At 64.3% G+C, this 13172-nt stretch carries 10 protein-coding genes; 4 read left to right on the top strand and 6 right to left on the bottom strand.

Going from position 1 to position 13172, the window contains the following annotated elements:
• Nucleotides 1–391: 391 nt before the first annotated feature.
• The gene (locus QH470_RS38250; RefSeq protein ID WP_425302694.1) at nt 392–889 is read right to left on the bottom strand and encodes a wax ester/triacylglycerol synthase domain-containing protein; all 498 of its coding nucleotides are present in this window, start codon (nt 887–889) and stop codon (nt 392–394) included.
• Between the two features lie 1357 nt (nt 890–2246).
• Here QH470_RS38250 and QH470_RS17560 point away from each other — a divergent pair.
• Nucleotides 2247–3428 (top strand): PucR family transcriptional regulator, encoded by a 1182-nt coding sequence (locus QH470_RS17560; protein WP_280273453.1) that lies wholly within the window; start codon nt 2247–2249, stop codon nt 3426–3428.
• Nucleotides 3429–3839: 411 nt separating this feature from the next.
• On the opposite strand, the gene QH470_RS17565 is transcribed toward QH470_RS17560, so the two are convergent.
• Nucleotides 3840–5129, bottom strand: a complete 1290-nt coding sequence (locus QH470_RS17565) for a PucR family transcriptional regulator (protein ID WP_483243939.1) — start codon at nt 5127–5129, stop codon at nt 3840–3842.
• 505 nt (nt 5130–5634) lie between these two features.
• On the bottom strand, nt 5635–6057 hold the full coding sequence (locus tag QH470_RS17570; RefSeq protein WP_280273455.1) for a hypothetical protein: 423 nt from the start codon (nt 6055–6057) through the stop codon (nt 5635–5637).
• Nucleotides 6058–6140: 83 nt separating this feature from the next.
• Here QH470_RS17570 and QH470_RS17575 point away from each other — a divergent pair, with 83 nt between their 5' ends.
• Complete coding sequence (locus tag QH470_RS17575) at nt 6141–8357, top strand: SulP family inorganic anion transporter (protein WP_280273456.1); 2217 nt, start codon at nt 6141–6143, stop codon at nt 8355–8357.
• Between the two features lie 49 nt (nt 8358–8406).
• On the opposite strand, the gene QH470_RS17580 is transcribed toward QH470_RS17575, so the two are convergent.
• The gene (locus QH470_RS17580; protein WP_280273457.1) at nt 8407–9051 is read right to left on the bottom strand and encodes a TetR/AcrR family transcriptional regulator; all 645 of its coding nucleotides are present in this window, start codon (nt 9049–9051) and stop codon (nt 8407–8409) included.
• Between the two features lie 347 nt (nt 9052–9398).
• Here QH470_RS17580 and QH470_RS17585 point away from each other — a divergent pair, with 347 nt between their 5' ends.
• Nucleotides 9399–9881 carry a helix-turn-helix domain-containing protein gene (locus QH470_RS17585; protein ID WP_280273458.1) on the top strand — a complete coding sequence of 161 codons (483 nt, stop codon included), beginning with the start codon at nt 9399–9401 and terminating at the stop codon, nt 9879–9881.
• Nucleotides 9882–9947: 66 nt separating this feature from the next.
• On the opposite strand, the gene QH470_RS17590 is transcribed toward QH470_RS17585, so the two are convergent.
• Nucleotides 9948–10229, bottom strand: coding sequence for a hypothetical protein (locus QH470_RS17590; RefSeq protein ID WP_280273459.1), 282 nt, complete (start codon nt 10227–10229; stop codon nt 9948–9950).
• A gap of 291 nt (nt 10230–10520) precedes the next feature.
• Here QH470_RS17590 and QH470_RS17595 point away from each other — a divergent pair, with 291 nt between their 5' ends.
• The gene (locus QH470_RS17595) at nt 10521–11798 is read left to right on the top strand and encodes a PucR family transcriptional regulator (RefSeq protein WP_280273460.1); all 1278 of its coding nucleotides are present in this window, start codon (nt 10521–10523) and stop codon (nt 11796–11798) included.
• Nucleotides 11799–12137: 339 nt separating this feature from the next.
• On the opposite strand, the gene QH470_RS17600 is transcribed toward QH470_RS17595, so the two are convergent.
• Nucleotides 12138–12299, bottom strand: coding sequence for a hypothetical protein (locus QH470_RS17600; protein WP_280273461.1), 162 nt, complete (start codon nt 12297–12299; stop codon nt 12138–12140).
• Nucleotides 12300–13172 lie beyond the last annotated feature (873 nt).

Raw genomic sequence — 13172 nt, forward strand, 5'->3', positions numbered from 1 at the left:
CCCTTGGCAATTGCAAATGAAATCGCTCGGACAGCCTCCGGCGACCGAAGCGTCAGTCCGCAATATTCAACATGCGAATTCGATTCCCACCTTCCCCTGAACGAGTAACTCGGCCTCGAACTTCCCATGCGTGAAGTCCGTCTCTTGATTATTCGAGACGCCTGGACATTCCGGCAGGAATGCCTCTATCCTGGTGTCGCACGGTCGAACTGAGGCATATCGCTTCCACTCAGCGCCCCGGGGAGATGCGACTTGCGTCAAGACCGATAGTTGGGTGGCGCAAGGCATTGAGCTTGCTGTTGAGCTGACTGCCGCGCCGCATCATCTGCACGAAACTACACCGGACAGATTGCGGTCTGAATGTATAGATATTCCGCAACGCGGCGATGACCTAATACTCCCCAAGTCCACAGGTGATATGCGGATTCCAGGTTATGTTTAGTACGAATGCTGCAAGAAATGATCTCTCGGAGACGTCGGATCGAATCGATGACCGGCAACGGACGAGATCATCCCAAACCGTGGATACGCCCACAAGCCGATGGACCAACGTTTCGATGCGGACGCTCAACAGCGATAGGGATAGCTGGCGATGGAGCACGTGCTGTCCTGCCACACCATCGGTGACCGCATGATGCATCCGAGTGAGAAGTGCCAGTGATCCATCGCGCTGACCTTCGACGACACTGGAATCCCGCATTGGCCGGTCGCGCGCCAAACGGCTGCTGTACCACCACGACAGCATCTCCGACAATTCCGTGGCGCCGCCTGGCTGCACCAGCGCTCGGCGCGTGACGTGATGGGCGAGATCCACGTCTCTGTCGTACAGCCACACCGGTTGGCTTCGACCACCTACCGATAAGGGCCGCTTACGGAGGGTGACGTCTATTTAATTGTCCGACAAGAGTTCCGGTAGGTCTCGGCAGCGAAGTCGTCGCCGGCACCGCCGGGTGGGGTGAAGATCTGCACCGATCCGACATGCATCGGACGATGTTCTGCTTCGCCGAACAGAAACAACGCCTCCAGTGGAGACAGTAGATTCGCCACGGTCCCTCTTGTCATATCGCGAATAGCCACGCGTCGAAGACGACGTTGTCCAGACATAATGAGCATGAGAACCCTTGTGCACCAGTAGTTTACCGCGCCAACGCCGGACTGGCCACGTCGTGCGCGTGGATCGTGGCGTTGAGCACCACCCGGCTCATTGAGACCTGTTGTAGAGCGACTGTGCTCGGTGCACGGATGATCAATGCGGCAGGGGCGGCGGCCAATTCCCCTGCGGCACGGACGGTTTCGATCCGGAAGGAGCGAACACGGCAACGCCGGAAACGCAGCCGTCCTCGACGCCGCCGCCGGCTTCTTCCGGAATTCACCAGATCATCCCGGTGACGGAGTTATCTTCGGTGTCGGCCCAGGTCGCACACTCATCGCTTGCCATGCCGTTGGGGCACCACCTAGCGCTATCGGTCCGGCAGTTGCTCAGTCAGCCAGCTCAGCGCAGCCTCGCGGTACACGCGGTCGAACGGTACGGATTTCGGCAACCGGAGGCGATGGCCCTCCGGGGCCCGGCCGCTCATCCGGGCAGGGGTCGGGTGAGGACGGAAACTGCGGCGCGGCGCTATAAGGGTAGGGGGACGAGTTCGACCTATGGCATATGCGCTGTGCGTGCGGGGATTATCGAGCGGCGGGGGCAGAGTGTGAATCCGTCACATCGACGGACGCTCCGGCCCAGGGCCCGCTCCACCCCTCTGCGCGGCCGGCTGAGGGCTCGCTGCGCGCTGCCACTCGCAACCGGCACCGTCGTCGGCTGGGGCGCATACGGCGGCGCATTGTCGCCCGTTCCGCCCTGGCGGACAGGCTGACGGCGAGCCATCGCCCGACTGCGTTTGCGTCCGAGAAGGGCACGGTCAGCGACAGGAGTTACGCATGCTGGTAAGCACGGGAGGCGGCACAGCGAAATATGTCGCACAACCCGGTTGCCGATACGCTCGCACCGCCGCACTCAGGATTGTGCACTTCGAACGACCGGCAGCGCACCGCGATGCCGTCCCGCCATCGCAGCGTCACCTCGCGCGCGTGCCCGGTTGCTCGAATCACGATGAGCGCGGGGCGAAGTCCGGATGTCCTCGCCGAAACGATTGCCTCGGCGGAGACATGCCGTTGCAGACCAGCGTGGGAAGGGACTAACGATCATGACCGAAACCACACGAATCGCCGCACGACCCTTGATGGTTTCCGGTAAACCCGTGACCACGCCACTGAAGGACGTCCGCAACCTGTCGCGCAAGATGGTGGGCCACTTCGTCGACACTGTCGTGCCGTGCCGGACGATGCCCACCGACGCCGTGTCCGGCGACTTCACCTCCGCCACCCGGCTGTGCCTGGAACTGGCGGTCGCGATGTACGAGGGCAGCGACGTGCCGGAGAAGATCAGCCGCCTCGAGAACGCCGCGGCGGGGTGGGCACAGGAAGGCATCCCGCTGGGCACGATCCACCGTGCTGTGCACGAGGGCTTCCGGCTCGGCACCGACCTCGTCTACGCCAACGCCACACCCGCCGACTTCGAGGATGTCAAGCACGCCTCCCGACGCGTGCTCGACGTGCTGGAAACCATCACTGTCACCATCTCCGATGCCTACGTCAAAGAACAGCGCGCCGCGGTCGCCGAACATCATCACGCCGTCCATACCCTGACCACTGCTCTGCTGTCCGGCCATCCCACCTCCACCATGGCCCGCGAATGTGGAATCGAGATCGCCGACTCGTATCATGTGCTGGCCCTTTCGATTCCACCACATCCCGACGAACGCAACCCGGCCCTCAATCGCAGCGTCGTCGCGCGCCGCAAACTTCGTCGCGTCCAGTCAACACTCGCCACACACAGCAAAGGCAGCGCGCTTTCACTACTCAGCGTCGACGGCGGCACTGCCCTCGTCCCCACCACAGCCCTCGCCGACATCGACCTCGACATACTTGTCGACGCCCTGTCCGCTGCCGCACGGGTCCCGATCACCGCGGCCGTCGCCCATGGCGGTCCGGAAACGATCCCCGAAGCCACCAGCCAAGCTCATCAACTACTCGACACCGTCGAACACCTCCATGCCCGGCCCGGCCTGCATCGGATGCGCAATTTCGCCGCCGAGTACCAGATCACCCGCCCTGGCGCCGGCCGCGAAGCTCTCTGCGCTCTCCTCGCTCCGCTTGATGATCACCCCGAACTACTCGAAACCCTCGCCCGGTACATCGCCAACAACCTGAACCGTCGACGCAGCGCCCGCGATCTGCATGTACACACCAACACTGTCGACTACCGGCTCAAACGTATCGGCCGACTCACCGGCTGCGACCCCACCACCCCCATCGGCCTCTGGTCCCTCCGATCAGCGCTGTTGGTCCGGCCTACACCACCGACCCAGCGTCGACACTGATAGGACTCACTCCTCTACCGCGACCGTCCATCGGTGCCACATGTGACTCTCGGTCCGGCCGATCCCGCAAGAGTGCACAATTCGTCCACAACTGATACGCCACCGTCGGACCGACCCGTACCAGGCGGCGACTCGAGTTCGGCACGTGTTGTTGTGCCTCCAGGCCAGCTACGCCGGTAGCGGCAACGGCATTTGACGGCTGGGGTGCCGGGTCGCTGGTGCGGGCGGAATCGCCATGACGGGCGCTGTTTCGAACTCTGTCCCTGTGCTGGCGAGGCCATGAGATATCGGGTGACCGGTCTCCGACCCTGCGGCGTCACCCCGGTCACTGCGGGGCCCGTATGCGACGGCATTCGGATCTGAGGTACCGGCGCCTCCCCGCGATGGCGTTGGGTTCGTCAACTCGAGGGGTTACGTTGCGCGTCGGATCCGTGATAGCTGCGGAGGCGTGATCTGTTGCGGCGGTCGGCCGGCGTTGGCGGCTTCGCTGATATGGGTGCGTGCAACGAGCGCGGCGCGTAGCAGCCCTTGATCGGATACTCGGCTGGGATCGCATCCGGTCAATCTCGTGATGCGCTTGAGCCGGTAGTCGACGGTGTTGGCATGCAGGTGCAGGTCGCGAGCTGTGGATTGTCGGTCGAGGCCGTTGCCGAGGTGGGTTTCCAGAGTCTGTAGCAGTTCCGGGTGGTCCTCGAGCGGGGTCAACATGGCAACGAGAGAACTCAGGCCGGGCCCGGGCCGTGTGAGCTGGTACTCCAGTGCGACGTCAGCCATCCGGTAAACGCCGGCGGGGCGATGCAGCCGCTGGACGGTGTCGAGCAGGTCGTGCGCATGCTTCGCGGCTGTGGGGATGTCGTCACGGTCGGCGGTCACGGTGGCGGCGGTGATCGGGATCTGTCCCGCTCGGGAGAGTGTGGTGACGAGTTGGTCGAGATCGCTGTCGGCCAGGGCCGCCGGGATGAGCACTGTGCCACCGGTGATGTTCAGCAGTGCTAGTGTCTGCCCGCGGTGGCCGGTCGCGAGCGCGGATTGCACACGGCGGAGTTTGCGTCGGGCTACCACCTTGGGATCGAGGCCGGCCAGCTGTTCCTCAGGATGAGGGGGAAGCGCCATGGCCACGACGTGATAGGCGTCGACGACGTCGATACCGCATTCTCGGATCATGCTGGAGGTGGCGGCGTGTCCGCTCAGCAGCGCGGAGGTGAGCGTGTGTGCAGCTGTATGGTGTTCGGCGACGACAGCTCGCAGTTCCCGTACGTAGGCCCGCGACATCGTTGTGGTGATCACGCCGAGGATATCGAGCAGCTGGCGGCCGAGTCCTTTTACAGCCTCGAAGTCGTCCGGGGTGGCCTCGGCATGGGCTAGATCGGTACCGAGGCGAAATCCTTCGTGCACCGCGGCGTGAATGATGTCCAGGGGGATACCTTCACGCGCCCACTGCGCGGCCGCGTCCTCGAGCCAGGTGATCTTCGGTGGAACGTCACCGCTTTTGATGATCGCCAGTGCCAGTTCCAGACACTGGCGAGTGACCGATGTGATGTCGCCGTTCAGAAGCTCCGCCGGCAAGGTCCGGCATGGGGCGATATTGTCAGTGAATAGCGTTACCATTTGTCGGGACACGGCCCGGACATCGCGTAGCGATGATATTAGCTGCCGATTCGAAGAGTTCGAACCGGATTGTATCGATTGGGTAGCTGACACCGCCGAGTCCTTTCCGCCGATAAATTCCCTCTCTTGTCCTTCGCCCCCGGGTAGCGGTCACCGGTGCGCTCCTGAGGCGATCGCATCGGTTCACACCCTCGGGGCCTGGCTGAAGAGAGTCGGCCAACATTTTGAATAGTTGAAGACCCGCAAAGTTTTCCTCGTCGAGTCGAATTTGCAAGCTGATGCTATCCGCGGACTGGTCCGGATTCCGGCGTTGTGGCTGGGTTTGCTGCACAGGCTGAAACGCGGCGGCGACCCGAAATGGAACCGGGGAGTTGAGCACCATGAACGGTTTCGCCGCCGCGCAGAAGTTTTAGCTCGGCCTGTTACAGGCAGAAGCTCAGATCGCCCGAGCCGGTCGGCGCGGGAATGGGAACACACACTTCCACAGAGCCTGCGACCGGGGTGGCCGCGGGGGCGTCCGCCGCAGCCGTGCCTGCGCCGAGGGCGGTGGCCGACAGTGCGAACGCGACGACGGCTAGCGGGCGGATAATCCTTGAGTTCATACAGTCATCCTCGGTTGTGCTTGTGAAATGTCCCAGGTTCGGGACCGCTCAATCTGAACACGTCCCAGCATGTCATCGCCAGACATTCTCCAGAGTTTGTATTCCGAGGGCAGGTTCGTCCCGAAGGCTTCGGGACCATTCACAACAAGTCGGCGGCGCTCACAATGACTATGTCGTGATAATTCATAAGGATTCTGCGGGCTTGTTGTGATCCGAACCGCTGAACGAAATGCTCGGATGCCCGGCTGTAAAGCATTGACGACCATGTCATGACACTGAGGAAAACGAGGAGATTTGGGCTGGTGGCGGTCATAAACATTCTCCGAAGAAGTGTTTCGCTGCACTGTTGCCGCTACTTTGATCATGCAAAATTCCTCGTCCTCACGGCTGACATCTGCCGGACTCAGATACTCGGACATCGTTTTTCTGTAGGCGCTTTCAAATGCCTGGAGAACCTGTCCGTCCGACCGGCCCGGCTGTGCCGGCCTGGTGAAGGAGATTTATGTCCCCCGACACCGATACGACGCCAGACACCTCTCTGCGGAGGCTCTGGTCCGATCGGCTCGCGTCGATCACCCGCCACGATTTGCCAGCTTCTATTGTGGTGTTTCTCGTCGCCTTGCCGCTGTCGCTCGGCATCGCCATCGCCGCAGACGCTCCCGTCTCTGCCGGGCTGATCGCGGCCGCTGTGGGCGGTATCGTCGTCGGTCTCGTCGGTGGTTCCCCGCTACAGGTCAGTGGCCCAGCCGCCGGTCTCACCGTGGTCGTCGCCGAGACCATTCACCAGTTCGGCTGGAAGACAACCTGTTTCATCACCGTCGGGGCCGGGCTGCTGCAGATCGTGTTCGGGCTGAGCCGAATCGCGCGTGCCGCACTGGCGATCGCTCCCGTGGTCGTGCATGCCATGCTCGCCGGTATCGGTATCACTATCGCGCTGCAGCAGGTGCACGTGCTGCTGGGCGCCACCTCGTTCAGTTCGGCCTTCGAAAATCTCAGCGAGCTGCCCGGGCAGCTGTTCAACCTACGCGCCGACGACTTCGCCGTCGGCGTCATCGTCATCGGCGTCATCGTCGCCTGGCGCTGGGTGCCGGTGAGAGTGCGGCTGATCCCTGGCCCGCTGGTAGCGGTCGTACTGGGCACCGTGCTGTCGCTGGTGCTGCCCGGCGATCCGAGTCGCATCGAAATCGACGGGTCACTGTTCGACGCGATCGGCCTGCCCGGCCTGCCCAGCGGCGACTGGGCCGGCATCGTGCTGGCGATACTGACCGTCGCGCTGATCGCCAGCGTGGAGAGCCTGCTGTCGGCGGTCGCGGTGGACAAGTTGCACACCGGCGAGCGCACCGACTTCGATCGCGAGTTGATGGCGCAGGGTGCGGCCAACCTGGCCTCCGGCATGCTCGGCGGCCTGCCGGTGACGGGCGTGATCGTGCGCAGTTCCACCAACGTCGCCGCTGGGGCGCGCACCCCGGCCTCGGCGGTCTTGCACGGTGTGTGGATCCTGGTGTTCTCGATCGGGCTGGTCGGTGTCGTGCAGCAGGTGCCGAAGTCGGCGTTGGCGGGATTGCTCATCGTGGTGGGTGTGCAACTGGTGAAGTTGGCGCACATCCGGCTGGCCCACCGCACCGGCGATCTGGCGGTGTACGTGGTGACCATGGCGTGTGTCGTCTTCCTGAATCTGCTCGAGGGCGTGCTGATCGGCCTGGGGCTGGCGTTCGTGCTGCTGCTGTGGCGCGTGGTACGGGTGTCGGTGCACGCCGCCCCGGTGCCGGGGAGCGAGCGTTGGATCGTCGGTATCGACGGCACCTGCACCTTCCTGGCGCTGCCGAAGCTGACCAAGGAGCTGACCGAGGTGCCCAGCGGCGCCGATGTGCTGATCGAGCTGACCGTGGATTTCCTCGACCATGCCGCCTACGAGGCTCTCCACGACTGGGCGCGCCAGCACGAAAACACCGGGGGCACCGTCGAATTCGCCGAGATCGGCACCGCCCGAATGGCACATGCGCTGACCGGCCCGCCGATGCGCGGCCGGACACGCGGCATGCTGGACGGAGTGCTCGCTCCATGGCGCGACCGCAGCGACGACCCGCTCGCGGCCGGTGTGGCGTCGTATCACCGTAGCCACGCCCACGTGGTGCGGCCGCACCTGGATCAACTGCGCGAGCGGCAGGACCCGCATTCGCTGTTTTTGACCTGTGCGGATTCCCGCATCGTGCCGAATGTGATCACCAGCAGCGGCCCGGGTGATATGTTCACCGTCCGCAACGTCGGTAATCTGCGTCCCGCCGATGGGTCGGACGCGTCGCTCGAGGCGGCGTTGTCCTTCGCGGTGGACCACCTCGAGGTGCGCAACGTGGTGGTGTGCGGTCACTCCGCGTGCGGTGCGATGACGACATTGCTGGCCGGGACTTCAGCCGGGCCGGGCATGGACAACTGGCTCGCGCACGCCCGGCCGAGTCTGGACGCCTACTGTGCCGGGCACCCGGTCGCGACGGCCGCTGCGGCGGCGGGGTACGACGAGGCTGCGCAGCTTGCCATGGTGAACGTCGCTGTGCAGCTGGAGTCCCTGCACCGCCACCCGGTGATCCGCAGGGCAGTTGCCGAACGCGGTCTCACGCTGTCGGGCTTGTTCTTCGATATCGCATCAGCGTGTGTACTGGAAGTCACCGCTGAGGGTATCGGCGAAGTCGCCGACCCGGTTGGCACCGCGGTAACCGTCTGAGCCCGCTCGCGCGACCGGCTCGCTCCACCGACGTGTTCTGGTGTATCGCTCATGATTTGTCGAGGCGTTCGCGGACCGCCGAGAATATGGACGCGCAAGCCTCGATGAGGTCGCTCGGAGTCTGCTGCCGGCCGGTCATCAGCCAGTCGACGAGCAGGTGATTGACTCCACCGGCCAACACGACGGCCATCGATCGGATCTGCGGTGTTACCGGCTCAGCTCGGGAGGCTGCCCATGTGGCAACGATGATGTCCGTGAACTCGGCCAGCACCGCATGCCGGCGCTGTTCCATCGCCTCGGAGACACCCACGACTTCGATCAGATCCACCCGTGCCCGCCGGGGGTCGTCAGTGAGATAGCCGATGAAGGCTGCCAGGCCGGCGTGGGTGACGGCGTCGAGATCCGGCGCTGCGTCTTGTATGGCCGCGAGGACTGCCGAGCGCATGTCCTCGGCGAGACCGGCGTATACGGCGGCGAGGCAGTCCTCGCGGTCGGCAAAGGACTCGTAGAAGTACCGCTCGCTCAGGCCCGCCGCCCGACAGATCTGCTTGACCGGGCTACTCGCATACCCAGTCGTGCCGAACAGCTCCAACGCGGCGGCCAATATCGCGGCCCGGCGCTGGCGGACGCGCTCAGCGGGAGTGAGCCCGGCGTATCTCCGGCCTGTCGACGCGGTGCTGGAATCCCGGTTCATCGACCCCTTTCCTTCGTCGTTATGCCGTGCGATACTGAGGCACACATTTGACATGGTCTCGTGTCAAAAGCGGTGAAAGAGTGCCTGACCTGCAATGACAGTACGTATTTGCGGCCGACCGTTTGGGTCGGCGCCGCCGGTGGCATCGGCTGTGAAAAGGCCCCTGCACCACCGTGCGGGACGTGTGGGCCTTTGCCGATCGTGTTGCCGCGCAGGGACGGTGCAGCCGATCGGCCCGCAGGTGGGTTCGCTTCGGATGCCGATCCTGTGTCGATGTTCCTGCAGTCTCTGTCGCGATGCGCTACGGGCCCACGAGCCCGCCTGACCGACTTCCCGAAAGGACGCCTATGACCGCCAGTGAGTCGCTCGCCCCGCCACGGTCGGCCCCGGAAACCGAGGGCATCTACCTCATCGGTCCGCGCAGGCATCGGCCTGAGCCCGTTCCGCCGAAGATATTGTGGGAGCAGCGGTATCGCGCCGTGATGGAGATCCGTGCCGGACAGTCGCCGAGTGAGGTCGCCGCCCGGCACGGAGTGACGCGGCAAACAGTAGTCAAGTGGCTCAAACGGTACGAGAGCGACGGTCCGGACGGTTTGCACGATCAATCCCGGCGACCGCGTCACAGCCCCACCCGCATCGCCGCCGATATCGAAGCCACAATTTGCGACCTGCGCCGCGCACATCGCCGATGGAGCGCCCAGCGTATCCGCGACGAACTCGACCGCCACGGCGTCGTACCGGTGCCTTCGCGGATCACGGTGCACCGGATCCTGGTCCGCAACGAGTTGGTACAACGCAGGCACGCACTCGTGACAACCCGCCACCGATGAACCCACCGGCCCCGCCCGCCGCCGCGAGCACCTCATGTGGCAAATCCCCGAGTTCGGAGGGGCGGATCATGCGCATCGGTAAGCGCGAGTAACAGCGTGGCGCAGCATGTCTCGCAGCCAGGCCGCCGAATCGCCGGCATCTTCGATCTCCGCCCGGACCGGAACGTGGCCGCCGTGATCGCGGAGCCCGGTAGCCAGCCCCTCGGTGACCATGGCATGCACGTCGTGGAGCGGAACTCCGAGCCGCGCGCACCGCGCCGCGACGTCCTCCAGCCATCTCAGGGTCGTCCCGCCCGCGTCCTCGGCGGCGCCGACCAGAGCGAGTGCGACACCGAACCCCGCAGCCAAAGCCGAATCAGACGCCGCTTCGAAATCGTGCCGGCCAGACCGGCACAGTTCAGGGTCCGCACTCATGTGTACCGCCTCTCATCGCAGGTACGCCCTTGTTACGACCACCGTAAGCGTTACTGGTCGGTCGCCCATTCCGGGCGTCGAGTTTTGTGCTCGGACACAGCCGATCGTGTAACTACTTCTACCCGCACCCAATCCTGTCGAGATCCCTGAACAGCACGACATCGCATTGTTAGGTTAAATCCTCCCGTGGCCGGGTGACACGGGCGATGGAATGGAGTATCGACCATGACCGAGACCATTCGTACTGCAGAGCGACCAATGCTGGTATCGGGACGACCGGTCACCTCGCCGCTGAGCGATGTCCGCAGTCTGTCCCGGAAGATGGTGGGGCACTTCGTGGATACCGTCGTCGCGTGCCGGACGATGCCCACCGATGCCGTGTCCGGCGACTTCACCTCCGCCACCCGGCTGTGCCTGGAACTGGCCGTCGCGATGTACGAAGGCACCGACGTACCCGAGAAGATCAGAAGACTCGAAGACGCCGCCGCGGGATGGGCCCGCGAGGGCATCCCGCTGGGCACGATCCACCGCGCCGTGCACGAAGGGTTCCGGCTCGGCACCGACCTCGTCTACGCCCACGCCACCCCTGCCGACTTCGAGAGTGTCAAGCAGACAGCCCGACGCGTGCTCGACGTGCTGGAAACCATCACTGTCGCCATCTCCGATGCCTACGTCAAAGAACAGCGCGCCGCGGTCGCCGAACATCATCACGCCGTCCACACCCTCACCACCGCCCTGCTCTCCGGGCATCCCACCTCCACCATGGCCCGCGAATGCGGCATCGACATCGCCGACTCGTACCACGTAGTCGCCCTGTCCATCCCACCGCACCCGGACGAACACAACCCCAAGTTGGACGGCGACGTGGTCGCACGGCGCAAACTGCGGCGCATCCAGACCGCCCTGGCAACCCGGTGCGGGAACGGCGTGCTGTCACTACTGAGCGTCGACGGCGGCACCGTCCTCATCCCCACAACCACGATCACCGATACCGACCTCGACACCCTCATCGACACGCTGTCGACCGCCGCACTGGTTCACCTCACTGCCACCGTGGCCCACGCCGACCCTGAACGGATCCCGCAGGCCGCCGTCGAGGCCCATCAACTGCTCGACACCGTACAGCGTCTCCATGCGAGTCCCGGCCTGCACCGCATGGACAGCCTCGCCGCCGAATACCAAATCACCCGGCCCGGCCCCGCCCGCGAAGCCCTCGGCGCTCTGCTGGCCCCGCTCGACAACTACCCCGAACTACTCGAAACCCTGCGAACCCACCTCGCTAACGACCTCAACCGTCAACGAACTGCCCGCGACCTCCACCTACACGCCAACACCGTCGACTACCGGCTCAAACGCATCAGACAACTCACCGGCTGCGATCCCGCCAACCCCAACGGGCAGTGGTACCTGCAATCCGCGCTCATCGCCCACACCTACACCAATCAGACCCGCCGACCCACAACCACGAGGACCGCGCCTTCGTCTCAACGTCCCCGGCGGTAAACAGCGAGACTGTCGGAACAGCCGACTTGGGCTAACTGCCAGCGGCAGCTGGCTCTCGACGGCGGTACGACACGCGATGCTCTGAAGCTGGTACTGCTCGCCGACGCCGAACGCGCGCTGGTTGGAAGAAGGCTGGATGCGGAGCGGTATGACCGGAGTGGCGCTCTGCGGCGCTTCGGTCCCACGTGCGGCTATACAGACCCGCGCCTCATGTGCCGACATACGGCCACAACGAGCCAAAGCGATCGATAAGCGGCCATGAACGGACGTTGTGTATCGGCTTGCCTGTTGTGCTGAGACGCTGGCCGCCCTTCTTCCGCAAATCCGATGCGGCGTGTCCTAGGCGCGCGGCCGGTAGTCCCAGTCCAGTTCCCAGCACTGGACGTGACGGTACCCGACGACGGCGAGGGCTGCGCACCCGTCGGCGGATATTTCGACCGACTCGATGGCCTCGGTGCATTCGATCTCGGCGACCAGGCTGGCCGGTCGGCACGTGCCCACATCCGGATCTGCCGGGCGGATGCGGTGAGCAAGAGGCCGCCATCGGGGGTCAGTGCCAGGGACGTCACGTGCGCATCGGTTACCTGCACCACGACGACTTCGGGTGAGCCGGCGACTGCCAGCACGATGTCCCCGTCGTTGTCCCAGTTCCCCCTGGCGACGATGACCCGACCGTCGGCACTGGCCACGACGGGCCCGGCTCCGGTCGTCTCGACCCCGCCGGAGAAGAGATATGTCTCGCGCACCGTGGTGAGAGTGCGGGCGTCCAGGACACGGGTGCGCTCGTCGTCCTTCACCAGGACGGCGACGTGCCCCGACAGCACGACTCGCTCATCTGGGGGCACCGACCACCCCCATGTACGCCCTGGCCGGTCCGTCGGTTGCGCAGCACGCTGATGCCATTACGGCGCACGAACTCGAAGGCAGTGTTCTCGACCTTCAGCGCGGGTGGCTGCCGTCGACAATTCGACCTGCTCGCGGACAGTGCCCTCCGGTCGTGGGGTTGCCGAGTAGGCGCATAGACGGCGGAGTGCCCCCGATTTCGGGGGCGCGGAGCGATCGCTGCAGGTAGTGCGGTCATAGCGAAATGGTTCGACAGTGAAATAGCTAACACGATTTCATCAGGGATGCTGTTGTCCTGTGGCGAGATCGGTATCGGGGCGGGCGCTCTTACGAGGCCTCGTGCGAATGTATTGTGATTCGAAACAATACCTCCAGCCTCTCGGTTATTCTGTGGCGTCACGGCGGACTGACCCGCGTTTGGCCGTTGATTCGGGTGAATATCGTCGTCAAAGCGATATTCGAGCATGTGATCCCATGTTCTTGTCGGTAGGGTGAATGTCGAAACAGGTTAACCTGATTGTTGCGAGATGC

Origin of the sequence: Nocardia wallacei (assembly GCF_029868745.1) — a bacterium.
GTDB lineage: Bacteria > Actinomycetota > Actinomycetes > Mycobacteriales > Mycobacteriaceae > Nocardia > Nocardia wallacei_B.

Bases quoted from the DNA above. Each gene is read 5' to 3' on its own strand.
- QH470_RS17570 (WP_280273455.1), bottom strand. From the start codon at position 6,057: ATGTCCGAGTATCTGAGTCCGGCAGATGTCAGCCGTGAGGACGAGGAA.
- QH470_RS17575 (WP_280273456.1), top strand. From the start codon at position 6,141: ATGTCCCCCGACACCGATACGACGCCAGACACCTCTCTGCGGAGGCTC.
- QH470_RS17580 (WP_280273457.1), bottom strand. From the start codon at position 9,051: ATGAACCGGGATTCCAGCACCGCGTCGACAGGCCGGAGATACGCCGGG.
- QH470_RS17585 (WP_280273458.1), top strand. From the start codon at position 9,399: ATGACCGCCAGTGAGTCGCTCGCCCCGCCACGGTCGGCCCCGGAAACC.
- QH470_RS17595 (WP_280273460.1), top strand. From the start codon at position 10,521: ATGACCGAGACCATTCGTACTGCAGAGCGACCAATGCTGGTATCGGGA.